General features: G+C 61.5%; 19 protein-coding genes. 11 read left to right on the top strand and 8 right to left on the bottom strand.

Going from position 1 to position 23935, the window contains the following annotated elements; genetic code table 11:
• The first annotated feature begins 129 nt into the window (after nt 1-129).
• The 9 genes from cyoA (at nt 130) to P353_RS25475 (ending at nt 8026) form a co-directional block, all read left to right on the top strand.
• Nucleotides 130-1185, top strand: coding sequence for a ubiquinol oxidase subunit II (gene cyoA / locus P353_RS25515; protein WP_034375849.1), 1056 nt, complete (start codon nt 130-132; stop codon nt 1183-1185).
• 62 nt (nt 1186-1247) lie between these two features.
• Nucleotides 1248-3254: a cytochrome o ubiquinol oxidase subunit I gene (gene cyoB / locus P353_RS25510; RefSeq protein ID WP_034375847.1), complete on the top strand. Its 2007-nt coding sequence runs from the start codon at nt 1248-1250 to the stop codon at nt 3252-3254.
• A complete protein-coding gene (gene cyoC, locus P353_RS25505; RefSeq protein ID WP_034375845.1) occupies nt 3247-3879 on the top strand; it encodes a cytochrome o ubiquinol oxidase subunit III in 633 nt (210 codons plus the stop codon). Before cyoB ends, cyoC begins: the two co-directional genes overlap by 8 nt.
• On the top strand, nt 3880-4305 hold the full coding sequence (cyoD, locus tag P353_RS25500; RefSeq protein WP_003079512.1) for a cytochrome o ubiquinol oxidase subunit IV: 426 nt from the start codon (nt 3880-3882) through the stop codon (nt 4303-4305). It abuts the gene before it with no gap.
• An 8-nt stretch (nt 4306-4313) separates the two neighbouring features.
• A complete protein-coding gene (locus P353_RS25495; protein ID WP_034375843.1) occupies nt 4314-5096 on the top strand; it encodes an SURF1 family protein in 783 nt (260 codons plus the stop codon).
• Between the two features lie 121 nt (nt 5097-5217).
• A complete protein-coding gene (locus P353_RS25490) occupies nt 5218-6519 on the top strand; it encodes an ATP-binding protein (protein ID WP_034376171.1) in 1302 nt (433 codons plus the stop codon).
• A 15-nt stretch (nt 6520-6534) separates the two neighbouring features.
• A complete protein-coding gene (locus P353_RS25485; RefSeq protein ID WP_003069919.1) occupies nt 6535-7071 on the top strand; it encodes a response regulator transcription factor in 537 nt (178 codons plus the stop codon).
• Between the two features lie 165 nt (nt 7072-7236).
• Nucleotides 7237-7689 carry a hypothetical protein gene (locus P353_RS25480; RefSeq protein WP_052085021.1) on the top strand — a complete coding sequence of 151 codons (453 nt, stop codon included), beginning with the start codon at nt 7237-7239 and terminating at the stop codon, nt 7687-7689.
• An 85-nt stretch (nt 7690-7774) separates the two neighbouring features.
• Nucleotides 7775-8026: a hypothetical protein gene (locus P353_RS25475; protein WP_034376166.1), complete on the top strand. Its 252-nt coding sequence runs from the start codon at nt 7775-7777 to the stop codon at nt 8024-8026.
• A gap of 379 nt (nt 8027-8405) precedes the next feature.
• Here the strand turns inward: P353_RS25475 and clpA are convergent, their stop codons facing one another.
• The 3 genes from clpA to dnaE form a co-directional block, all read right to left on the bottom strand.
• On the bottom strand, nt 8406-10730 hold the full coding sequence (gene clpA, locus P353_RS25470; protein WP_034375841.1) for an ATP-dependent Clp protease ATP-binding subunit ClpA: 2325 nt from the start codon (nt 10728-10730) through the stop codon (nt 8406-8408).
• Nucleotides 10731-10792: 62 nt separating this feature from the next.
• Entirely contained in the window at nt 10793-11158 is a 366-nt protein-coding gene (gene clpS, locus P353_RS25465) for an ATP-dependent Clp protease adapter ClpS (protein ID WP_034349666.1), read from the bottom strand.
• Nucleotides 11159-11356: 198 nt separating this feature from the next.
• Nucleotides 11357-14890: a DNA polymerase III subunit alpha gene (dnaE, locus tag P353_RS25460; protein WP_034375839.1), complete on the bottom strand. Its 3534-nt coding sequence runs from the start codon at nt 14888-14890 to the stop codon at nt 11357-11359.
• Between the two features lie 240 nt (nt 14891-15130).
• Between dnaE and P353_RS25455 the strand changes: the two genes are divergently transcribed.
• On the top strand, nt 15131-15922 hold the full coding sequence (locus P353_RS25455) for an outer membrane protein assembly factor BamD (protein WP_034376165.1): 792 nt from the start codon (nt 15131-15133) through the stop codon (nt 15920-15922).
• A gap of 56 nt (nt 15923-15978) precedes the next feature.
• On the opposite strand, the gene P353_RS25450 is transcribed toward P353_RS25455, so the two are convergent.
• Entirely contained in the window at nt 15979-18057 is a 2079-nt protein-coding gene (locus tag P353_RS25450; RefSeq protein ID WP_052085020.1) for an ATP-dependent DNA helicase, read from the bottom strand.
• Nucleotides 18058-18193: 136 nt separating this feature from the next.
• Between P353_RS25450 and P353_RS25445 the strand changes: the two genes are divergently transcribed.
• Nucleotides 18194-18967, top strand: coding sequence for a PP2C family protein-serine/threonine phosphatase (locus P353_RS25445; RefSeq protein WP_034375838.1), 774 nt, complete (start codon nt 18194-18196; stop codon nt 18965-18967).
• 118 nt (nt 18968-19085) lie between these two features.
• On the opposite strand, the gene P353_RS25440 is transcribed toward P353_RS25445, so the two are convergent.
• The 4 genes from P353_RS25440 to odhB all read right to left on the bottom strand — a co-directional run bounded on the left by P353_RS25440 (nt 19086) and on the right by odhB (nt 23915).
• Nucleotides 19086-19847, bottom strand: a complete 762-nt coding sequence (locus P353_RS25440) for a hypothetical protein (protein ID WP_034375837.1) — start codon at nt 19845-19847, stop codon at nt 19086-19088.
• Between the two features lie 67 nt (nt 19848-19914).
• Nucleotides 19915-21012, bottom strand: a complete 1098-nt coding sequence (gene zapE / locus P353_RS25435) for a cell division protein ZapE (RefSeq protein WP_034375836.1) — start codon at nt 21010-21012, stop codon at nt 19915-19917.
• A 152-nt stretch (nt 21013-21164) separates the two neighbouring features.
• Nucleotides 21165-22592, bottom strand: coding sequence for a dihydrolipoyl dehydrogenase (gene lpdA / locus P353_RS25430; protein ID WP_034375834.1), 1428 nt, complete (start codon nt 22590-22592; stop codon nt 21165-21167).
• Between the two features lie 81 nt (nt 22593-22673).
• Nucleotides 22674-23915, bottom strand: a complete 1242-nt coding sequence (gene odhB, locus P353_RS25425) for a 2-oxoglutarate dehydrogenase complex dihydrolipoyllysine-residue succinyltransferase (RefSeq protein WP_003079542.1) — start codon at nt 23913-23915, stop codon at nt 22674-22676.
• Nucleotides 23916-23935 lie beyond the last annotated feature (20 nt).

The following is a 23935-nucleotide window of genomic DNA, read 5'->3' as shown; positions in this document are numbered from 1 at the left end:
CGCATTTCCAATCCCGAGCTGTTGACCTTGGACAAAATGTCCAATGGACAAGTCACTGTTTGGTATTACATTTGCCGAGATCCAGTAATCCGCGTTTACACCTAAGCGCGACTTTGTCACGCCTAAAGCATGTTAAAAATCAAGGAAATCCGTGGGCCCGCGTGGCTCTCAGCGGCCGCTTTGACCGCAACCCTCGCCGGTTGCAGCAAGGCCGTCGTCCTCAACCCAGCTGGCGATGTCGCCAAGCAGCAAGGCGACTTGGTCATTACGGCCACTTTGCTGATGTTGCTCATCATCGTCCCCGTCATCTTTTTGACGCTGCTGTTTGCCTGGAAATACCGCCAGTCCAACACCGAAGCCAAATACGACCCCGAATGGCACCACTCCACTGCGCTGGAGCTGGTGATCTGGACGGTTCCCCTGCTCATCATCATCGCTTTGGGCGCCATTACCTGGATCAGCACCCACAAGCTCGACCCCTATCGTCCTCTGGACCGCATCTCCTCCACCAAGGCTCTGGACCCCAACGTCAAGCCTCTGGAGATCCAGGTCGTGTCTCTGGACTGGAAATGGCTGTTCTTCTACCCCGAGCAAGGCATTGCCACCGTCAACGAAGTGGCTGCCCCGGTGGATCGCCCCATTCACTTCAAGCTGACCTCCACCCACACCATGAACGCGTTCTACGTTCCTGATCTGGCCGGCATGATCTACACCATGCCCGGCATGCAGACCGAGCTGAACGCCGTGATCAACAAGCCCGGTGTCTATGGCGGCAAGTCCTCTCACTACAGCGGCGCTGGTTTTGCGGGCATGACCTTCAAGTTCCACGGTCTGGAAAACGAGCAGTTCGATCAGTGGATTGCCAAGGCCAAGACCGAAGGCAAGGCCCTGACACGCGATGCCTATATCGATCTGGCCAAGCCCAGCGAGCGCAACCCCGTTGAACGCTTCGCCAGCGTGGACGAAGGCCTGTACCACAAGGTCCTCAACCGCTGCGTGGAAGACGGCAAGATGTGCATGAACGAAATGATGGCCATCGACGCTGCCGGCGGCAGGCCACCTGCACACCACAGCAAGACCTCCAGCGTGACCCTGCCCCTGGATGTCTGCACTTCCAAAGACGCTGACCGCGTTGTCGCCCTGCTCGACGAAGTCGCCGCCTCCGGAGCTGTCGCACAGCAATAAGTAGTTCACGGTGCGGATGCGCTCACCGCTCAGCCGCTCCAATACGACAAAAGAGACTCAACATGTCTGAAACAACAACCCCGGCCTCCCACTGGCTGTTGGGCCGTATCACATGGGACCAGATTCCCATGACGCATGAGCCCATCGTGCTCTTGACCTTTATTGCCGTGGTGCTTGGCGGCCTCGTCGTGGTCGGCGGCATCACCAAGTTCCGCCTCTGGGCTCCGCTGTGGAACGACTGGATCACCTCCATCGACCACAAGAAGATCGGCATCATGTACATGATCCTCGGTCTGGTCATGTTCCTGCGCGGCTTTGCCGATGCCGTGATGATGCGTCTGCAGCAGTCCATGGCCTTCGGCGACAACATGGGCTACCTGCCTCCTCACCACTACGACCAGATCTTCACGGCCCACGGCGTGATCATGATCTTCTTCGTGGCGATGCCCTTCGTGACCGGCCTGATGAACTACCTGGTTCCTCTGCAGATCGGCGCACGTGACGTGTCCTTCCCGTTCCTGAACAACTTCAGCTTCTGGATGACCACCGGCGGTGCCGTGCTGGTCATGATCTCCCTGTTCCTGGGCGAGTTCTCCACCTCCGGCTGGCTGGCGCTGTCCAATCTGGGGCACCAAAGTGGCAGCACGGGTCTTGACTACTACATCTGGGGCCTGCAGGTCGCCGGTGTGGGCACGACCTTGTCAGGTATCAACCTGATCGTGACCATCATCAAGATGCGCGCTCCCGGCATGAACCTGATGAAGATGCCCGTCTTCACCTGGACTGCCCTGTGCACCAACGCCCTGATCGTGGCCTCCTTCCCCGTGCTGACCGCAGCCCTGGTGCTGATGTCGCTGGACCGCTACGTCGGCACCAACTTCTTCACGAACGAGCTGGGCGGCAACCCCATGCTGTACGTGAACCTGATCTGGATCTGGGGCCACCCCGAGGTCTACATCCTGATCCTGCCCTGCTTCGGCGTGTTCTCCGAAATCGTGGCAACGTTCAGCCGCAAGCGCCTGTTCGGCTACACCTCGATGGTCTACGCCACCGTGTGTATCACCATCCTGTCCTACCTGGTGTGGCTGCACCACTTCTTCACCATGGGCTCGGGTGCCAGCGTGAATACCTTCTTCGGTATCACCACGATGATCATCTCCATCCCCACGGGCGCGAAGATCTTCAACTGGCTGTTCACCATGTACCGCGGTCGCATCCGCTTCTCGGTGCCCATGCTGTGGACGGTGGGCTTCATGGTCACCTTCGCCATCGGCGGCATGACCGGCGTGCTGCTGGCCGTGCCTCCCGCAGACTTCGTGCTGCACAACTCGCTGTTCCTGATCGCCCACTTCCACAACGTGATCATCGGCGGCGTGGTGTTTGCCGTGTTTGCCGGCATCAACTACTGGTTCCCCAAGGCTTTCGGCTTCCGACTCAACGAGTTCTGGGGCAAGGCTTCGTTCTGGTTCTGGCTGGTCGGCTTCTGGGTTGCCTTCACTCCCCTGTACATCCTGGGTCTGATGGGCGTGACTCGCCGCGCCAACCACTTCGACGATCCCTCGCTGCAGATCTGGTTCATCATCGCTGCCTGCGGTGCTGCCCTGATCGCTGCCGGTATCGGCTGCTTCTTCATCCAGCTGGCCGTGTCCATCTGGAAGCGCGACGAACTGCGTGACGTGACCGGCGACCCATGGGAAGGCCGCACCCTGGAATGGGCCACTTCCTCGCCCCCTCCCCAGTACAACTTCGCCTTCACCCCCGTGGTGCACGACATCGACGCCTGGACCGACATGAAGAAGCATGGCTATCAGCGTCCGCTGAGCGGCTTCGAGCCCATCCACATGCCCGCCAATACCGGCGCCGGCGTGGTGATTGCCGGCCTGTCCACCGTTCTGGGCTTTGCTCTGATCTGGCACATGTGGCCTCTGGTGATCGCTTCGTTCGCCGCGACCATCCTGGCCTCGATCATTCATACCTTCAACTACAAGCGTGACTACTACATCCCTGCGGCCGAAGTGGCCACATCGGAAGAAGCACGTACCAAGCAGCTTGCAGCAGCCCATGTCTAATACACATATCAACGCTGGCGGCACAGCCGCCCTGGCTACTCGCGAGTACCACCTCGCGCACGAGCCTCATCCGGAAAACGGCACCTCGCTGGGCTTCTGGCTCTACCTGATGAGCGACTGCCTGATCTTTGCCGCACTGTTCGCCACCTATGGCGTGCTGGGCCGCAGCTATGCAGGCGGCCCCTCGGGCAAGGACCTGTTCGATCTGTCGCTGGTCGCGGTCAACACGGCCTTCCTGCTGATGTCGTCCATCACCTTCGGCTTTGCCATGCTGCAAAAGCAAAAGAAGAACGTGAACGGCACGCTGCTGTGGCTGGCCGTCACCGGCCTGCTGGGCGCAGCCTTCCTGGCCGTGGAACTCTATGAGTTCCACCACCTGATCCATCAAGGTGCAACGCCTCAGAGCAGCGCCTTCCTGTCGTCCTTCTTCACGCTGGTGGGCACCCACGGTATCCACGTGACCTTCGGTCTGGTCTGGCTGATCACCCTGATGATCCAGATCAAGAAGCACGGCCTGATCAACGAGAATGTGCGCCGTATCAACTGCCTGTCCATGTTCTGGCACTTCTTGGACGTGGTCTGGATCGGTGTGTTCACCTTTGTGTATCTGATGGGGGTGCTGTAAATGAGCGCACACGATATCCACGCCGGTCATGACGATCACCACGATCACGACGACCTGCACGTCACCATGGGCGACTATGTGAAGGGTTTCATCCTGGCCGTCATCCTGACCGCCATCCCCTTCTACCTGGTCATGAACAACATCATCACCGACCGCACCACGGCTGTGGCCGTGCTGGGCCTGTTCGCGGTGATCCAGGTGCTCGTGCACATGGTGTACTTCCTGCACATGAACGGCAAGATCCAGGGCGGCTGGACCATGCTGTCCACCATCTTCACGGTGATCTTCCTGGCGATTGCGATCTCCGGCACGCTTTGGGTCATGTTCCACATGAACACCAACATGATGCCCGGTCATGAAATGCACCAGGCCGCAGGCCATGCAGATCACGCAGGTCACACGGCTCCCGCTGCTGTCACACCTTGACTGACCTCATGAAGAACCAGAGCGCTGCGCGGCAGCGCTCTCCCTTCGCCAAGGCGATGCTCGCGTTTGTGGGCATCGCCTTGTTTTTAGGGTTCATGGCTCTGGGCACCTGGCAGGTGCAGCGCCGCGCCTGGAAGCTCGACCTCATCGAGCGCGTGGAGCAGCGCGTGCACAGCGCCCCCGTGGCTTTGCCCGAGCCTGCTCAATGGCCGCAGATCAATGCGGCCAGCCACGAGTACCTGCCCGTCACGGCGCAAGGCCGATGGCTGGACAGGCAAAGCGTGCTGGCCAAGGCATTGACCGAAGCCGGCGCGGGCTTCTGGCTCATGACGCCGCTGCAGCTGAGCGATGGCACGCAGGTTCTGGTCAACCGCGGCTTCACGCCCGAGAAACTGCGCAGCCAGTGGCTCAAGCAGATTGCCGAAGCCGGGCCATCCGCCGAGACCGTCACCGTCATCGGCCTGATGCGCATGAGCGAGCCCGGCGGCGGCTTTCTGCGCAAGAACGATCCCGCCAACGCCCAGTGGTACTCGCGCGATGTCGCCGCCATCGCCCAGGCCCAGGGCCTGAGCAGGCCCGCCCCCTACTTCATAGACCAGGGCGTTCCTGCCAGCAACCCGGCCTATGCCCGGGCAGAGGCCGGCACCGACGTCTTGCGCCCCGGCATGACGGTCATCCGCTTCCCGAACAGTCATCTGGTCTATGCGCTTACCTGGTATGGGCTGGCCATCATGGTGATCGGAGCGGCCTGGCTGGTACGCCGGCATGACAAGGCGGTTGCCAAAAGCTGATGCCTCCCCCTGAAAAGCGCTCCCCGGAGCGCTTTTTTTTGGCCCCTGCAGACTGCTCCTACATCAGGAATGCATAGCCCCAGAGGCGTCCGTGGCAGGCCTGCTCGGTGACAATTGCGCGGTGAGCCAAATTTCCGATTCCCTGTTTCGCGTACAGCGCCTGACCGAGCGGCAGAACATGCAGCTGCTGATTCAGCTGCGCTGGATTGCCGTGGTCGGCCAGGTCGTCACCATCTCGCTGGTGCACTACGGCTTTCAGATTGCCCTGCCCCTGCTGCCCATGGCGCTGGTGCTGGTGGCCCTGGTGGCCACCAACCTGGCCTATATCTACTGGAGCCAGGGCCTGCACCGCCCCGTGACCTCGCGCAGCGTCTTCTATGCGCTGCTGGCCGATGTGCTGGCCCTGACCATTCAGCTGTACCTGAGCGGCGGTGCCAGCAACCCCTTCATCTATCTGTATCTGCTGCAGGGCATTCTGAGCGCCGTGCTGCTGCCCGCTCATTACACCTGGTGCGTGGTGGCGGCCTCCTTTGTCGGAGTCCTGGGCCTGACCCTGTTTCACCAGCCCCTGCATGTGCAGTTCGCCAGTCAGGAAGGCCTGCCCAGTCTCTACGTCGTGGGCGTGCTCATCAGTTTTGCGCTGACCAGCATCCTGACCATCGTCTTTCTGACCCGCATCGTCGAGAACACGCGTCGCCGCGACAAGCGCATCTCCAATATGCGCCAGCGCGCCAGCGAGGAAGAACATATCGTGCGCCTGGGCCTGCTGGCCACCGGCGCGGCCCACGAGCTGGGCACCCCCATGGCCACCATGTCCGTGATCCTGGGCGACTGGCAGCATATGCCGGCCCTCATGCAGGACGGGGACCTGCGCGAGGACCTGCAGGAAATGCAGCGCCAGCTGCTGCGCTGCAAGTCCATCGTCTCGGGCGTGCTGCTGTCTGCCGGCGAGACCCGGGCCGAAGGCACGGAAAGCACCACCTTTGCGAGCTTTGTGCAAGGCGTGGTCAGCCACTGGCAGGCGCACAACAGCCTGCAGCACTTTGCGCTGCACCAGCAGGGCGTGAAGGACTTCGCCATGCTCTCGGATACTGCATTGCAGCAAATGATTTGCAATTTGCTGGACAATGCCCTCGAAGCCTCGCCCGACTGGGTGGAGCTGACCCTGAGCAGCGATCACGACCAGATACACATCCAGGTGCGCGACCACGGCCCGGGCTTTGATGCCGCCGTGCTGCAGCAGCTGGGCCAGTGCCATGTCTCCACCAAGCAAGAGCGCCCCGGTCGCGGCCTGGGCCTGTTTCTGGTGACCAACGTGGCCCGCGCCCTGGGCGGCCGCGTTCATGCCGGCAATCTGCCGGCTCAGCAAGGCGGAGGTGCTCTGGTGGAGGTCAGCCTGCCCCAGTCCGCTCTCGCGATTTAAGACATTGTGGTTTGCATGGAAGAAGACCGTTTACTGCTGCTGGTTGAAGATGACGCGGCATTTGCACGCACGCTCAAGCGCTCGTTCGAGCGCCGGGGCTACCGCGTGCTGCATGCCACCAGCGGCGAGGAAGTGCAGCTGCTGCTGACCCAGCACCGGCCGCAATATGCGGTCATGGACCTGAAGCTGGCCGGCAATGCGTCGGGCCTGAACTGCGTGCAGATGCTGCATCTGCACAACCCCGATGCGCTCATTGTCGTTCTCACCGGCTACGCCTCCATTGCCACGGCCGTGGAAGCCGTCAAGCTCGGCGCCTGCCACTACCTGGCCAAGCCCTCGAATACCGACGATATCGAAGCCGCCTTCGGGCGGGTCGAGGGCCGCACCGACGTGGAGGTCAGCAGCCAGACCACCTCCATCAAGACGCTGGAATGGGAGCATATCCACGAGACCCTGGCCGAGTCCGGCTTCAACATCTCCGAGGCCGCACGCCGCCTGGGCATGCACCGGCGCACGCTGGCGCGCAAGCTGGAAAAGCGCCAGGTCAAGTGACCGGAGTCAGGCTCAAGTAGCAGTATTGATAGCTGACACCGCTCTTCAGCATTACCTTTCAAATACAAAAGCATCTGAAATCGTTATGCAGAAAGCGATGACAGCTCCTTTTTTCATTATTTTCATTATTCTCATGGCCTCGTCCCAGCGCACCGGCAGGCGCCCATGAAACAGCAACAGCAGCAACAGCAGCAACAGCAGCAACAGCGGCAACCCCGGCTCATAGGAGCCATCGGCCTCGGCCTGCTGGCTCTGTCCTATGCAACGGCCCTGCCCTGGCTCGTGCGCGGCGAAGCCGTGCACCTGGTGCCTTTTCTCTGCGCCCTGATCTTTGGCTGCTGCCTGATCCGTCCCCTAACCATCGCCTTGCAGCGCGCGCCAGGGCCTGCCCGGGCGGCAGCGCTGCTGCTCCTGGCCCTGGTCGCCGCAGCCATCGCCTTCATCGCAGCGGGTGGGCATGGCCAGCGCGTGCTGGCGCATCTGCGAACCCTGCCGCTGTGGCTGCTCAACCACCTCTTCTTTCTGTTCTTTGCCCTGCTGCCGCTGAGCAAGGGCATCATCGCCGCCGCGCTCAATTTCATCAGCATGGTCGCGCGCGGTACCGGAGGCAAGCCTTAGGCAGGCGCCGGATCCAGTACCGTTTTCTCGCGGCAGCCCGACATTCACGACTCCACCACCTATAGTTGCTGCGGAGATGCACATCATGAAAACCCTGGGCCGACTTGTTTTCTCCGCCTTGCTGGCACTGCTTGCCAGCGTGGCCGTGGCGGCGCTTTTTCTGCCGTTTCACAGCATCTTCCTGCCGCCCGACGGGGTCAGCTGCCTCAATGAAGGCATCTCGGGATGCTTGCGTGCGCTGGAGATAAGCCTGCTTGTTTACGGCCCCTTGTTCTCCATCCTCGGCGTTCTGATCGGCACACCGATCTTCATGCTGCTTCTGTACCTGCACGATTGATCAGGCTGCTGTGCCCGGGCATCGACCTGCGGCGCTGCCCTGCGCGCAGCCCGATCGTGGGCCGCAGCACAGAACATCCCGCCAAAGCTTGCCTCCGTTCAGACCGCCCCATGCCGAAAAAGCCGTGGCGGCGGCTGCATCCTCCAGAGCCAGTCCACGGGCACCGATAGGTGAATCATCATTCATAGCTGGCTTCGCTCTACTTGAAGGGAACTCAGACACAAAAGCACCTGAATTGCATGCCGAACAAGCGATAGAAGCTCCTATAAAGAGAGCAAACGCGGACCAGGAGGACAACAAAAAACCGGCAGTGTCTCCACTGCCGGTTTCTGGTCTCAGCGCCCTTCGCGGACGCCGGCAAAAGCCTTCATGGCTTGCCTCAATCAGCCACTGCCTGCTCGGGCTCGGCCTTGGAGGCGTCCTTGGGCTGCTCGGTAATGGTGAGCTTGACATCACCCTTGCCTTCGTTGCCCGCTTCGTCCCAATCCACTTCCAGGCGCCCGCCGTTGGTCAGACGACCGAACAGCAGCTCATCGGCCAGCGAGCGGCGGATGGTGTCCTGGATCAGGCGCTGCATGGGGCGTGCACCCATGAGCGGATCGAAGCCCTTCTTGGCCAGATGCTTGCGCAGCTCGTCGCTGAAGGTGACGTCCACCTTCTTCTCGGCCAGTTGCTGCTCCAGTTGCAGCAGGAACTTGTCGACCACGCGCAAAATGATCTGCTCGTCCAGCGGCTTGAAGCTGACGATGGCATCCAGACGGTTGCGGAACTCGGGCGTGAACAGGCGCTTGATATCGCCCATTTCATCACCGGCCTCACGCGGATTCGTGAAACCGATGGTGGCCTTGTTCATGGTCTCGGCGCCCGCATTCGTGGTCATGATGATGATCACGTTGCGGAAGTCGGCCTTGCGTCCGTTGTTGTCGGTCAGCGTGCCGTGATCCATGACCTGCAGCAGCACGTTGAAGATGTCCGGATGCGCTTTCTCGATTTCGTCGAGCAGCAGCACCGAATGCGGCTTCTTGGTCACGGCCTCGGTCAGCAGACCGCCCTGGTCAAAGCCCACATAGCCGGGAGGCGCGCCAATCAGTCGGCTGACGGCATGACGCTCCATGTACTCGGACATGTCGAAGCGGATCAGGTCCACGCCCAGAATATAGGCCAGCTGCTTGGCGGCTTCCGTCTTGCCGACGCCCGTGGGGCCGGAGAACAGGAAGGAGCCGATCGGCTTGTCCGGCTTGCCCAGACCCGAGCGCGCCATCTTCACGGCGGACGCCAGCACCTCCAGCGCCTTGTCCTGGCCGAAGACCACGCTCTTCAAGTCACGCTCCAGCGTCTGCAGCTTGCTGCGGTCGTCGTTGCTGACGTTGGCCGGCGGAATGCGGGCGATCTTGGCCACGATGGCTTCGATCTCGGCCTTGCCGATGGTCTGCTTGCGCTGAGCTTCGGGGGCAATGCGCTGGGCAGCGCCCGCCTCGTCGATCACGTCGATAGCCTTGTCGGGCAGGTGGCGGTCATTGATGTACTTGGCCGACAGCTCGGCCGCCGCTTGCAGGGCGTCCTGCTCATAGGTGATGCTGTGGTGCTCCTCGAAGCGCGACTTCAGGCCCTTCAAGATGTCCACGGTCTCGGCCACGGTTGGCTCGACCACATCCACCTTCTGGAAACGGCGCGACAGGGCCGCGTCTTTTTCGAAGATGCCACGGTATTCCGTGAACGTGGTCGCACCGATGCAGCGCAGCTGACCGCTGGACAGCGCGGGCTTGAGCAGATTGGACGCATCCAGCGTGCCGCCCGAGGCCGCACCGGCGCCGATCAGCGTGTGGATCTCGTCGATGAACAGGATGGCATGCGGCTTGTCCTTGAGCGACTTGAGCACGCCCTTGAGGCGCTGCTCGAAATCGCCGCGGTACTTGGTGCCGGCCAGCAGCGCGCCCATGTCCAGCGAGTAGACCACGCCTTCCTTGAGCACCTCGGGCACCGTGCCCTCGGTGATGCGCCAGGCCAGACCTTCGGCAATCGCGGTCTTGCCCACGCCGGCCTCGCCCACCAGCAGCGGGTTGTTCTTGCGGCGGCGGCAGAGGATCTGGATGGTGCGCTCGACCTCGTACTCGCGCCCGATCAGCGGATCGATCTTGCCTTCCTTGGCGGCCTGGTTCAGGTTCAGCGTGAACTGCTCCAGCGGCGAGGCCTTTTCATTGCGCTCTCCAGCCGCGCCTTCTTCGCTCTCGGAAGGCGATTCGGCCTTGGCTGGCTCGGGCGGCTCGCCCTTCTTGATGCCGTGGGCGATGTAGTTGACCACGTCCAGGCGCGTCACGCCCTGCTGGTGCAGGTAGTACACGGCATGCGAGTCCTTTTCGCCGAAGATGGCCACGAGCACATTGGCGCCCGTCACCTCCTTCTTGCCATTGCCTGTGGACTGCACATGCATGATGGCGCGCTGAATCACACGCTGGAATCCCAGCGTGGGCTGCGTATCCACCTCTTCGGTGCCGTCCACCTGAGGTGTGTTGTCCTTGATGAAGTTGGACAGCGATGAACGCAGGTCGTCGATATTGGCCGCGCATGCGCGCAGCACTTCAGCTGCACTGGGGTTGTCCAGCAGGGCGAGCAGCAGATGCTCCACGGTGATGAACTCGTGGCGCTGCTGACGGGCCTCGACAAACGCCATGTGCAAGCTGACTTCCAGTTCTTGAGCGATCATGTGCGACTCCTTTCGGCTTGCTTGGTTGACTCTCTGCTAACTAATCTGAGGGCGGACTGCGCTTATTCAACAGGCTCGAATGTGGCCTGCAACGGATGGCCCGCTTTCTGGGCCGCCTGCAATACCTGCTCGACTTTTGTCGCCGCCACATCCTGGCTGTAGACGCCGCAGACACCGCGGCCGTCCAAATGAATCTTGAGCATGATCTGCGTGGCCGATTCGCGGTCCTTGCCGAACAGCTCCTGCAAAACGGCAATCACGAACTCCATGGGCGTGAAGTCGTCGTTGAGCATCACTACCTGATACATGCGTGGCGGCTGCAGCCGCTGGCGGCGCCGTTCAAGCACCAAGGAATCTCCATCGTCAGGCGTTCTGATCGCTGGCGAGACCGGGGGAATTGATGGGAGTTGGGTAGCCATGAAATCCATTCTAGCGAGCCGTTGCAATGTTTTTGCGCTGGCATATGCATAGCATTGTTAGGGATTTCAAGGCGGCTGAAAGCAAAATTGGCAAAACCAAGGGAATTCCATGGAAATCCCTTACCCAGCAAGCGCTCTGCGCTATCAAAAAATCAGGCTCTTATCCGACATTCGAGTGCAAGTAACTCGCAAGGCCAGCCATGCCGTCTATTCATAGACCACTTTGACCTGACCCGCAGCAGCCGAGCCATACCAGGCGGCCAGTGCGGCATCCGACGGATAAAAGCGGCTGCTCTCGCCCAGCGCCAGCTCGCAACTGGCCGATCCGCGCCCATCCCGGCAGATCAGGTCCAGACGCACCTTCACGCCATGGTTGATATTGCCGCTCTCCGTTTCCTCGACCTTGGCCGGGAACTGGCGCAGCAGCGCCGGCACATCGGGCATTCGCTCTCCCACGCTGACCTGCAGATAGCGTGCAAAACGGCAGCGTGCATCGGCCAGACTCCACATCTGCTGCACCTTCATGCGCAAGCCGCCGCTGAAGCGGTCGGGCTGGAGACGGCCCGAAACCACGACAAACTCGTCCTCCTTGAGCACTTCGGCGCAAGCAGCCATGGTTTTTTCGTCGACGGAAGCTTCGATCACTGCCGATTTGTCGTCCAGCGTGAAGATGCTGAGCTTGCCGCGCTGCCCGTTGATGGTGCGCAGACCGCCGATGATGCCGGCCATGGTCTGCGGCTCGCGGCTGTCGCGCATCTCGCCGATCGGGGTGCGTACAAAGCGGCGCACCTCGGCCTCGACCTCGTCGAACAGATGGCCCGTCAGATAAAAGCCGATGGCCGTTTTTTCCAGCGTCAGCTTTTCCTTGACGCCCCAGGGCAGCACATCGGCCATGGGTGGCTCCGCCGTGCTCGAGCCCAGCGCGTCATCGCCCATCATGTCGAACAGACCACCCTGGTCGGCGTTGGCAATCGACGTGGCAGCAAAGCCGAAGGCCGTGTCCAGCGTCGCCATCAGCGAGGCGCGGTTCATGTCTATCGTGTCAAAGGCGCCGCCCTTGATCAAGGCTTCCACCGTGCGCTTGTTGATGCGGCTGCGATCCACGCGCAGGCAGAAGTCGAACAGGCTCTTGAACGGCCCCTTCTCGTGGCCGTTGGGCCCCGTGCCCTCGCCGTTGCGCGCGGCCACTATGGCTTCGATAGCAGCCTGCCCTGTTCCCTTGATGGCTCCAAGGCCATAGCGTATGACCTTGTCGGTCACCGGCTCGAAACGGTGCACGCCGCGGTTCACATCGGGCATCTCGAAAGTGATGCCCATCTTCAGCGCGTCCTCGTACAACACCTTGAGCTTGTCGGTGTTGTCCATTTCCACGGTCATATTGCCGCAGTAGAACTCGGCCGTGTAGTGCACCTTGAGCCAGCCCGTGTGATAGGCCAGCAGGGAATAGGCTGCCGCGTGCGACTTGTTGAAGCCGTAGCCCGCGAACTTCTCCATCAAGTCAAAGACCTCATCGGCCTTTTCCTCGCTCAGTCCGTTCTTGGCTGCGCCTTCGCGGAAGATGCCCCGGTGCTTGACCATCTCCTCGACTTTTTTCTTGCCCATGGCACGGCGCAGCAAGTCGGCGCCACCCAGCGAGTAGCCGCCAAGCACCTGGGCGGTCTGCATCACCTGCTCCTGGTAGACCATGATGCCGTAGGTTTCGGCCAGCACCGACTCGACCAGCGGGTGCGGATACTCCACGACTTCCTGCCCGTGCTTGCGGGCAATGAAGGTGGGAATCAGGTCCATTGGGCCGGGGCGGTAGAGGGCGTTCAGCGCAATCAGGTCTTCCAGGCGCGAGGGCTTGGCCTCCTTGAGCATCTGCTGCATGCCGCGCGATTCAAACTGGAAGACGGCTTCGGTCTTGCCGTCGGAGAACAGCTTGTAGGTCGGGTAGTCGTCCAGCGGAATGTTCTCGAACTGGAAGTTCTCCTGGCCCTTGTGGCGCTTCATGATGAATTCGCGCGCAATCTCCAGGATCGTCAGCGTGGCCAGGCCCAAGAAGTCGAACTTCACCAGGCCCACGGCCTCCACGTCGTCCTTGTCATACATGGCCACGGCCGAGGTACTGCCGGGCTGCTGGTACAGCGGACAGAAGTCGGCCAGCCTGCCCGGCGCAATCACCACGCCGCCGGCGTGCATGCCGATGTTGCGGGTCATGCCTTCCAGGCTCTGCGCCATCTCGATCAGGGTCTTGACGTCCTCCTCGCGCTCGATGCGCTCGGCCAGAATCGGCTCTTCCTTGATGGCGTAGGTGTATTTGTCGCCTTCCTTGGGCGGATTGGGCGGGTACTTGAGCGTGACATGCAGCCCGGGCTTGTTCGGGATCAGCTTGGAGATGCCATCGCAGAAGGTGTAGCTCATGTCCAGCACGCGGCCCACGTCGCGGATGGCCGCCCGCGCGGCCATGGTGCCGAAGGTGGCGATCTGGCTGACGGCATCACGGCCGTAGCGGTCCTTGACATAGTCGATCACGCGGTCGCGGTTCTGCTGGCAGAAGTCCACGTCAAAGTCGGGCATGGACACGCGCTCGGGGTTCAGGAAACGCTCGAACAGCAGGTTGTATTCCAGCGGGTCGAGATCGGTCACCTTGAGCACGTAAGCCACCAGCGAGCCGGCACCCGAGCCACGGCCCGGCCCCACTGGGCAGCCATTGGCCTTGGCCCACTTGATAAAGTCCGACACGATGAGGAAGTAGCCCGGAAAGCCCATCTTCATGATGGTGCCCAGCTCGAACTCCAGCCGCTCCACATAGCGCGAACGCTGGGCGTCGCGCTTGGCCGCATCGGGATAGAGGTGGACCAGACGTTCTTCCAATCCCTGGAACGACTCATGACGAAAGAACTCGTCCATGGTCATGCCATCGGGCACGGGGAAGTTGGGCAGTTGCGGGTTGCCCAGCTCCAGCGTCAGGCTGCAGCGGCGGGCAATTTCCACCGTGTTCTCGATCGCGCTCGGAATGTCGGCAAACAGCTGCTGCATTTGGGCAGCGGTTTTGAAATACTGGTCGCGGGTGAACTTGCGCACCCGCTTGGCATTGCCCAGGATCTCGCCTTCGGCGATGCAGACACGGGCCTCGTGTGCCTCGTAATCATCGGGCTTGGCATACTGAATCGGGTGCGTCGCCACTACCGGGAGATTCAGACGGCTGGCCAGCTTCACGGCCGCCAGCACATGCGACTCGTCATCGGAGCGGCCCGCGCGCTGCAACTCGATATAGAAGCGGTGCGGGAACATGGTGGCCAGGCGCTGGGCAATCTCGGCCGCCCCTTTTTCATCACCACGGGTGAGCGCAATGCCCACGGGGCCGGCTTGCGCACCGGACAGCACGATCAGTCCCTCGCCCAGCTCCTGCAGCCATTCCCACTTGTGCTGCGCCTGATCACGCACCACATTGCGCGTCCAGCCGCGGGCCAGCAGCTCGGCGATATTGTGGTAGCCCTGCTTGCTCTGCACAAGGACGATGATCCGCGAAGGCGGCGCGTCGCCCAGCCCTTCGAGCACGATCTCGGCACCCAGCAGAGGCTTGACGCCCTTGCCGCGACCTTCGCGGTAGAACTTGATGCCGCCAAATAGATTGTTGAAGTCGGTAATGGCCATCGCCACCTGCCCGTCTTCGGCAGCGGCCTTGATCATGGCATTGACGCGGGTGGTTCCGTCGACGACGGAGAATTCGGTGTGCAGGCGCAGATGGACAAACATGGCCGCTATTGTAGGAAGAGCGCTTCGTCCCTGCGGACTCAATGCCTCTAGATTCGCTGTGGCCGTAGCGTAAAGACGCCAGCAACTCGCCAGCGCGATCCGGCGGCCCATTACAATGCGTCGATCCTTTTTCAGGAAGGTCCGGGCCTGGTGGTGTATGGTGTAGGTTTTGCGCCTTGCCGCCAGATGCGACGGGCCTGCCTCCTATTACCGCTAATGATTGTCAGAAAACTGTCCACCATGCCGCGTATTTCACTGACTCTAGTCCCTGCCGTGTTAATCGCCGCCACGCTGGCGGGATGCTCCAGCACCAAGGACGACCCGACGGCCAAGTGGACACCCGAGCGCATCTATACCGAAGCGCGCGATGAATCTTCCTCCGGCGCCTATGACAAGGCCGTGCCGCTGTTTGAAAAGCTCGAAGGCCGTGCTGCCGGCACGCCACTGGCCCAGCAAGCCCAGTTGGAAAAAGCCTATGCCCAGTACAAGGCCGGCGAAAAAGTGCAGGCTCTGGCCACTCTGGACCGTTTCACCAAGCTGCATCCTGCCAGCCCCGCCATGGACTACGCCCTCTACCTCAAGGGCCTGGTCAACTTCAATGACAACCTGGGCATGTTTGGCTGGCTGACCCGCCAGGATCTGTCCGAGCGCGACCAGAAGGCCGCCAAGGATTCGTTTGAGTCCTTCCGCGAACTGGTGACCCGCTTTCCAGACTCCAAGTACTCCGATGATGCCCGCCAGCGCATGCAGTACATCGTGAACTCGCTTGCCCAGTACGAAGTCCATGTCGCCAAGTATTACTACAGCCGAGGCGCCTATGTGGCGGCCATTGCCCGTGCGCAGACTGCCATCAGGGACTACCAGAACGTGCCCTCGGTACGCGAAGCCATGGTGATCCTCGTCAAATCCTATGACGCCCTGGGCATGACTCAGCTGCGTGACGACGCCCAGCGTGTGCTGGAGAGCAGCTATGGCGCCAACGCCGAGCAAAACGTAGAGAGGAAAAAAGAATCCTGGTGGAAGCTCTGGTAAGCAGCGTTTGCCGCCCAAGGGACAAAAGGATGCGTCAAGCGCATCCTTTTTCATTTCTACGCCTCTGAATCCTGCACCGGCGTCTGCTCGCCGTCACGCTTGGCGTGTTGCGCCGCCAACTGCTCCAGCGCCGCCTCGAACTCCGGCTGACTGCCCAGCACGCGCATGGGAGGCAATGCCGACATCAACTCCGCTCCATAGCCCATCGTCATCAAGCGACTGTCGCAGATGACCAGCACGCCACGATCGGCTTCACTACGGATCAGACGTCCGGCCCCTTGCTTGAGGGCCAGGGCCGCTTCGGGCAGCATGTAATCATGAAACGCCCCTCGCCCCACGCTCTCCAGCAGTCGCGAACGGGCTTCGACCAGGGGGTCGTCAGGTGGCGGAAACGGAAGCTTGTCGATCACCACCAGCTGCAGCATGTCGCCGGGCAGGTCCACACCCTCCCAGAAAGTGGCGGAAGCCACCAGAACAGCTCCTCGCCCAGCGACTGCCCCGGCGGCCATAAAGCGCTGAATCAAGGCCAGCTTGGGCGCCTCGCCCTGTACCAGCACATCCAGATCTGCAAACAGGCCCAGGCTGGTGCGCAGCGATGCGCTGATCGCATGCAGGGCCTTGAGTGTGGTGGTCAGCACCAGGGTGCGGCCGCCTATGCGCTGCGCTGCATCCAGCACCAGCTGGGCGACCTGCTGGCTGTGCTGTGCGCTGCCAGCCGCAGCAAAGGGCTGGGGCACATAGACGCCGGCTTGCCGATGGTAGTCAAACGGACTTTCCACCTGTAGCACCTGAGCGCCGCGCAGGCCGCAGGACTCGACAAACCAGCTCAGCTGAGCGTCATTGCCCAATGTGGCCGAGGTGAAAATCCAGGCCTTCTTCCTTGAAGGATCGGACTCCTCGCCCTGGTCCGCGCCGGCATCCTCCAGCGAGCGCCGAAGCAGCCGCTGCTGCATGATGCGGGCAATCGACAGCGGAGACTCCAGCATGCGCAGATACTGCGCACCGACCTCCAGCCAGCGCACGCATTCATCATCTGCAGGTGCTGCAAAGCGTGCCAGTCGCGCGAGCAACTCTGCGCCGCGCTCATACAGGCGCTGCAACTCGGCCCCTGCACCCTCCAGGCTTGAGAGTGGAATCAACAGGGCACGCAGGCTCTGCCCCAGCCGCACCAGTGCCGCACGCCATTTCACCGCATCCAGTCCCTGCGGGGTCACCGCTTGCCACGCAAGCCGCCCTCCGACCGGAGGCTTGCCCGCCTGCAGGCGCAGCTCACGCATGGCCTGCTCCAGCGTGGCACAGAGCACCAGCCAGTCGGCCATGCCGCGTGCATGCTCCTGCGTCAGCCGAAGGGCATCACGTGCGTACCCCACCAACTGCTGACTGGACACAGCCTCTCCGGCAAACTGCACGCCGATATCGTTGAGCTGATGGGCTTCATCGATCACCACCACGCCGGTGTTGGGCAAAAGATGAGCCATGCCGCTGTCGCGCACATCGAGATCGGCAAACAGCAGGTGATGGTTGACCACCACCACATCGGCCTCCAACGCTTGCTGACGCGCCTGGTTGACATGGCAGCCCTGCCAGTGCGGGCAGTCAGAGCCCATGCAATTGTCCTTGGTGGAGCTCACCAAGGGCATCACAGGGGAGCGCTCATCCAGCGCCGTCAGCTCGGCAAGATCACCGGTACGCGTGACCCTGGCCCAGCGCTCGACATCCGCCACGGCGCGCAGCACCTGTGGATCCTGGGGAGCCGTACGGCCCTGGCGCACACGCTCCAGCCGCTCCGTACATAGATAGGAAGAACGCCCCTTGAGTCTGGCCATGCGCAAAGGCAGGCCCAGGCCATGAACCAGGCGCGGAAGATCACGGGCAAACAACTGGTCCTGCAGCGCCTTGGTGGCCGTGGACACAAGCACGCGCTGACCGCTGAGCAAGGCAGGCACCAGATAAGCGTAGGTCTTGCCAACACCCGTGCCTGCCTCCACCACCAGCACCCCGCCCTCCTCTATGGCCTGAACCACTGCCAGCGCCATGCGGGTCTGGCCTGGGCGCGGCGTGAATGCGGGCTCGGCCAGCGAGAGCGCACCTTGCTGCGCAAAAACCTGCGCGACCGCCTCCTGCAAATGAGTCAAAACCGTTTCACCTTCCAACAAGCCAAGTCAGCTCAAGCTCACATAAGATCGCAAATATTCGCCGAAGCCCTGCCTCTGGCCGATAAAATGTAACGTAACGTTAAATCTCGCTCTGCGAGCGCTCTCGCACACACTCATGTCATCCAGCTACCGCATTGAGGCGGCCACCGGCATTCATCGCGGTGACCGAGAATACCAGCAGGACCAGGTTCTGCTCATGGCGCACCCCTATGCCAAGGGCTGCATTCTCGGCGTGGTAGCCGATGGCATGGGCGGGCGCAGCGGCGGGAGAAAGGCATCCGATCAGGTCATGCTGACGGCTCGCCAGCTTTTCGAGCGCTTTGAGCCCGCCAAGGAAGACTGCACACGCATGCTGCGCACCATTGTGCAAGATGCCCACACCGTCATTCGCCTTACCGCCATAGCAGCGGAACAGGAGCCCCACAGCACCATCGCGGCCTTCGTGGTGCTGCCCGACAATCGCTGCCACTTCATGCACTCCGGCGATTCACGGCTCTACCATTTTCGCGGCGCCGCCCTGGTGCACCGCTCGCTCGATCACTCCTATGTACAGGCACTGGTCGACCGCGGCGAGCTCACTGAAACCGAGGCCCAGCGCCACCCACGGTCCAATATCTTGCTGGGCTGCCTGGGAGCCGAGCCGCCGCCGCCCATGAGCCACCACATGATCGAGAAACTGCTGCCGGGCGACAGCCTGATGGCCTGCTCGGACGGCCTGTGGCATTACTTCACCGCACAGGAGCTGGGCACTGTGCTTGACGGACTCTCGCCACGCGAAGCCTCTCAATTCTTGATTGAAAAAGCCAGGCGGCGCGCGGCTGGTGGTGGTGACAACCTCTCGCTGGCGATACTCAAGCTGGATACCTCAGCCGCAGCAGCAAGCGCTTGAAGAGTTCTCGGCCCAGACAAGACATCTTTAAACGCCCTGGAAACGCCCTGGAAACGCGCGCTTGCAGCAATGCTTCCGGCAGCACCCTGCTGTTGAGCACTATCGATCCTCGAATGCATCAGGGAGCAGGTGCTGGCAGCGGCGCTGCAGTCTGACCGCGCTCCTTGGCCTGCTGCAAGGCTCTGGCTTTGTGCTCGGCTGCAGCCTTTAGCTTGGCCTCATGATCTGCCCGGGCCTTGGCTTCACGCTCGGCTCGTCCCTGATCGGCTTGGGCACGGCTTTGCTCGTGGCGGCGCACATAGTCGGCCTGCTTGCTGGCACGCTGCTGAGCCTCGGTCTGGCGCTGGGCCCGCGCCGCCTGCTCGTCAACTGCAGGTTTGGCACCCGAGCCAGCGGGCTGCGGCAAGCTCTTGTCACTCTTATCGCGTTGCTGCGACTTCATGGGCACGGCAGCGTTTTCGGCTTTTTTCTCTTCGATGGCCTGCAGCTTGGCCGCCGCCTTTTCCTTGCGCTCCGTATCGTTGATTTCCAGCTCACGCGCACGCAGCGGCGCATCTTTTTCACGTGCCGCCCTGCGGGCATCGGCCAGACAGCCCTCCACGGCAAACTTCTGGTAGCAGAGCTTTTCGTCAGCCACGCGCTGCTGCTCGATGACGGCGCGCTTGCTGAGAATCTCGTCGCGCTCTGCTTCGCGCTGCTGGTGCAGATGCTGACGCGCCTTCTCGGCCGCCGCCTTCTGAGCCTGCCTGTCGGTCTGCTGTGCCGAATCCGCCTTTACCTGAGCCATGGCCGGCGCACAAGCCAGCCAGACGGCGGCCAGGGGCGCAAGTGCAAAGCCCGCAATGCGGCGGCGGATCAGCTGGGCAAGGATAGTGGGCATCGTCATCAACTCGGAACTCGAAGTACAGGCTGGCATCTTAAAGCCGCGGGCAGTTGCCTGCAGGCGATCAGGTCAAGCTGGTGTCAACCACGCGGCGCTCAAGCGCCAGATACTCCTTGGAGCGCATCTCGTTGAGGCGCGAGACGGTGCGCGGAAACTCGTGGGACAGAGGTCCTTCGGTATAGATCTTCTCGGGCGCCACGGCAGCCGACACAATGAGCTTGACATGGCGATCGTAGAGCACGTCCACCAGCAGCGTGAAGCGCCGCGCGGCCGAAGCCATGTTCACATGCAGCTCGGGCACGTCGGACAGCAAGATGGTGTGAAACTGCGTGGCGATTTCGAGATAGTCGTTCTGCGAGCGTGGGCCGCCACAGAGTTCACGGAAGTCAAACCACACGACGCCGCCGGCACGGCGCTTGGCCGCAATCTTGCGAGTCTCGATCTGCATCACCGGCTCTTCATCATGGGCTTCGGCCAGGCGATCGAAGGTCTCCTTCATCGCAGCATCGGCCTCCGGGCCCAACGGGCAATGATAGAGCTTGGCATCCTCGAGAGTGCGGCGGCGATAGTCGGTGCCGTTGTCCACATTCACCACTTCCATGCGCTCCTTGAGCAGGGCAATCGCAGGCAGGATCCGGTCGCGATGCAAGCCACCGGGATAGAGACCATCAGGCTCGAAGTTGGAGGTCGTCACAAAGCCCACGCCGTTGGCAAACAGCGACTCGAGCAGCTTGTAGAGAATCATGGCATCGGTGATATCGGCGACATGGAACTCGTCAAAACAGATCAGCTTGTACTTCTTGGCGATCTTGGCGCCAAGGGCATCGAGCGGATTCTGCGTGCCTTGCATGAGATGCATCTCGCGGTGCACTTCGCGCATGAATTCGTGAAAGTGCAGGCGCACCTTGCGCTTGAGAGGCACGGCGTTGAAGAAGCACTCCATCAGAAAGCTCTTGCCGCGCCCCACCCCACCGTACATGTAGACGCCCTTGGGCAGACCGGGGTGATTGATCAGTTTCTTGAGAGCATTGGAGCGCTTGCCCTTGTACACGGCCCACTCGTCAGCACAGCGCTGCAACGCATCGACTGCACGCAACTGCGCGGGATCGCTTTTGAAACCCTTGGCGGCCAGTTCCGCCTCGTAGGCTTGTCTTACATTCACCGTCTTGTCTCCAGATGCTCAAAAAACAATAGCTGCTACCGCTTATGCACTAAGCGTTAGCAGCCATCTTGTTCTGAATTCTAAAAGAAACTCAGCCTGCGCGCGGGCACTTCACAGCCATGTCAAAACCTGCGCGCAAGACTGAAAAAAACTTAGAAGTTCAGGGTGCGCTTGTCCACAGCCAGAGCCGCTTCCTTGGTGGATTCGGACAGCGAGGGGTGAGCGTGGCAGATACGGGCGATGTCTTCGCTCGATGCCTTGAACTCCATGGCCACCACGGCTTCGGAAATTAGCTCGGACACCATGGGACCCACCATGTGCACGCCCAGGATCTCGTCAGTCTCGGCATCGGCCAGGAACTTGACCATGCCGGTCGTGTCGCCCAGTGCGCGCGCGCGGCCGTTGGCCAGGAAGGGGAAGGAGCCTGCCTTGTACTTGACGCCTTCAGCCTTGAGCTGCTGTTCGGTGCGGCCCACCCATGCCACTTCGGGGCTGGTGTAGATCACCGAAGGCAGGGTGGCGAAGTTCACATGGCCGTGCTGGCCGGCAATGCGCTCGGCCACGGCCACGGCTTCTTCCTCGGCCTTGTGCGCCAGCATGGGGCCGCGCACCACGTCGCCCACAGCCCACACGTCAGGCAGATTGGTCTTGCACAGATCGTCCACCACGATGGCGCCGCGCTCATCCAGGGCCAGGCCCACGGCTTCGGCGTTCAGGCCGTTGGTGTTGGCGGTACGGCCGATCGAGACGATCAGCTTGTCCACTTCCAGCGTCTGGGCTTCGCCCTTGGCATTGGTGTAGGCAACGGTCACGCCCTTCTTGCCGGACTTGACTTCACCGATCTTCACGCCCAGCTCGATCTTCAGACCTTGCTTGTCGAACGCCTTCTTGGCTTCCTTGGCGATCTGCTCGTCCACCACGGGCAGGAACTTGTCCATGCCTTCGAGCACGGTCACTTCCGTGCCCAGACGGCGCCAGACCGAGCCCATTTCCAGACCGATCACACCGGCACCGATCAGGCCAAGCTTCTTGGGAGCCTTGCCCAGGCTCAGAGCGCCGTCGTTGGACAGGATGTTTTCTTCGTCGAAAGCCACGCCGGGCAGAGCACGGGCGTTGGAGCCAGTGGCCACCACGATCTGCTTGCCGGTGATGACTTCCTCTTCCTTGCCGGCAACCTTGATTTCATAGCCGCCTTCGACAGCCTTGACGAAGGAGCCGCGGCCGTGGAAGAAAGTAACCTTGTTCTTCTTGAACAGGTACAGGATGCCGTCGTTGTTCTGCTTCACGATCGCTTCCTTGCGGGCGATCATTTTGGCCACGTCCATCTCGACCTTGCCGGTGGAGATGCCGTGGTCGGCAAAGTGCAGCTTGGCATGCTCGAAATGCTCGGAAGACTGCAGCAACGCCTTGGAGGGAATGCAGCCCACGTTGGTGCAGGTGCCGCCGGGAGCAGCGCCGCCAGCGGCGTTCTTCCACTCGTCGATACAGGCGACGTTGAAACCCAGTTGTGCAGCGCGGATGGCAGCGATGTAGCCGCCGGGGCCTGCGCCGATCACGACGACGTCAAATTGCTTGCTCATGATTTGAATCTTTTCTCTGTTTAACTCGAAAAAAGCCCACCGCTTTTGGTGGTGGGCTTTGTAGAAGCTCGATCTGCTGAATTACAGATCAAACAGGAGGCGAGAAGGATCTTCCAGCGCGTCCTTCATGGCCACCAGGCTCAGCACGGCTTCGCGGCCGTCGATGATGCGGTGGTCATAGGACATGGCCAGGTAGTTCATGGGACGGATCACGATCTGACCGTTCTCGACCACGGCGCGATCCTTGGTGGCGTGCACGCCCAGAATGGCGGACTGAGGGGGGTTGATGATGGGGGTGGACATCATCGAGCCGAAGGTGCCGCCATTGGAGATGGAGAAGGTACCGCCGGTCATCTCTTCAATGCCCAGCTTGCCTTCCTTGGCCTTCTGACCGAATTCGACAATCTTCTTTTCGATGTCGGCGAAGCTCATCTGGTCTGCATTGCGCAGGATGGGCACCACCAGACCGCGAGGCGAGCTCACAGCGATACCGATGTCGAAGTAGCCGTGGTAGACGATGTCGTTGCCGTCAATGGAGGCGTTCACTGCGGGGAACTTCTTCAGGGCATGCACTGCAGCCTTGACGAAGAAGGACATGAAGCCCAGCTTCACGCCATGTTCCTTGGTGAACTGGTCCTGGAACTTCTTGCGCAGTTCCATCACGGGAGCCATGTTCACTTCGTTGAACGTGGTCAGGATGGCGTTGGTCGCCTGGGATTGCAGCAGACGCTCGGCAATACGGGCGCGCAGACGTGTCATGGGCACGCGCTGCTCGGGACGGTCACCCAGGTTTTCCTTGGTCACGGGAGCCGCAACCTGAGGCAAAGCCGCCTTGGGAGCGCCGGTGGGGATGGCTGCGCCGGCCTTGATGGCACCCAGTGCATCACCCTTGGTCACGCGGCCGTCCTTGCCTGTGCCAGCCACGTTGGCAGCGGACAGGTTGTTGTCGGCCAGGATCTTGGCAGCAGCAGGCATGGCCACGCCGCTCTTGTCGGCGCCGGCAGGAGCGGCGGCCACGGGGGCAGCAGCGGGAGTCGCAGCAGCAGCGGGGGCGGCAGCAGGAGCAGCAGCACCAGCGACGGCTTCGGAGTCGATCTTGGCGATCACTTGCTCGGCCGCCACGGTTGCGCCGTCGCCTTGCAGGATTTCGGTGATCACGCCAGCCGAAGGAGCAGGCACTTCCAGCACGACCTTGTCGGTTTCGATTTCGATGAGGATTTCATCGATGGCCACTGCCTCGCCGACCTTTTTCTTCCAGGTCAGCATGGTGGCTTCAGTGATGGATTCGGACAGCTGGGGGACTTTAACTTCAACGATTGCCATTTTGAATTCTTTCCAAAGAT

Source organism: Comamonas testosteroni (genome assembly GCF_000761245.1).
GTDB lineage: Bacteria > Pseudomonadota > Gammaproteobacteria > Burkholderiales > Burkholderiaceae_C > Comamonas > Comamonas testosteroni_C.
Note: the sequence above shows the minus strand (reverse complement) of the source record. Positions and strands in the feature narration are given on the sequence as shown.

Coding starts and splice junctions, on each gene's coding strand:
- cyoA (WP_034375849.1), top strand. CDS start 130: ATGTTAAAAATCAAGGAAATCCGTGGGCCCGCGTGGCTCTCAGCGGCC.
- cyoB (WP_034375847.1), top strand. CDS start 1,248: ATGTCTGAAACAACAACCCCGGCCTCCCACTGGCTGTTGGGCCGTATC.
- cyoC (WP_034375845.1), top strand. CDS start 3,247: ATGTCTAATACACATATCAACGCTGGCGGCACAGCCGCCCTGGCTACT.
- cyoD (WP_003079512.1), top strand. CDS start 3,880: ATGAGCGCACACGATATCCACGCCGGTCATGACGATCACCACGATCAC.
- P353_RS25495 (WP_034375843.1), top strand. CDS start 4,314: ATGAAGAACCAGAGCGCTGCGCGGCAGCGCTCTCCCTTCGCCAAGGCG.
- P353_RS25485 (WP_003069919.1), top strand. CDS start 6,535: ATGGAAGAAGACCGTTTACTGCTGCTGGTTGAAGATGACGCGGCATTT.
- P353_RS25480 (WP_052085021.1), top strand. CDS start 7,237: ATGAAACAGCAACAGCAGCAACAGCAGCAACAGCAGCAACAGCGGCAA.
- P353_RS25475 (WP_034376166.1), top strand. CDS start 7,775: ATGAAAACCCTGGGCCGACTTGTTTTCTCCGCCTTGCTGGCACTGCTT.
- clpA (WP_034375841.1), bottom strand. CDS start 10,730: ATGATCGCTCAAGAACTGGAAGTCAGCTTGCACATGGCGTTTGTCGAG.
- clpS (WP_034349666.1), bottom strand. CDS start 11,158: ATGGATTTCATGGCTACCCAACTCCCATCAATTCCCCCGGTCTCGCCA.
- dnaE (WP_034375839.1), bottom strand. CDS start 14,890: ATGTTTGTCCATCTGCGCCTGCACACCGAATTCTCCGTCGTCGACGGA.
- P353_RS25455 (WP_034376165.1), top strand. CDS start 15,131: ATGCCGCGTATTTCACTGACTCTAGTCCCTGCCGTGTTAATCGCCGCC.
- P353_RS25445 (WP_034375838.1), top strand. CDS start 18,194: ATGTCATCCAGCTACCGCATTGAGGCGGCCACCGGCATTCATCGCGGT.
- P353_RS25440 (WP_034375837.1), bottom strand. CDS start 19,847: ATGCCCACTATCCTTGCCCAGCTGATCCGCCGCCGCATTGCGGGCTTT.
- lpdA (WP_034375834.1), bottom strand. CDS start 22,592: ATGAGCAAGCAATTTGACGTCGTCGTGATCGGCGCAGGCCCCGGCGGC.
- odhB (WP_003079542.1), bottom strand. CDS start 23,915: ATGGCAATCGTTGAAGTTAAAGTCCCCCAGCTGTCCGAATCCATCACT.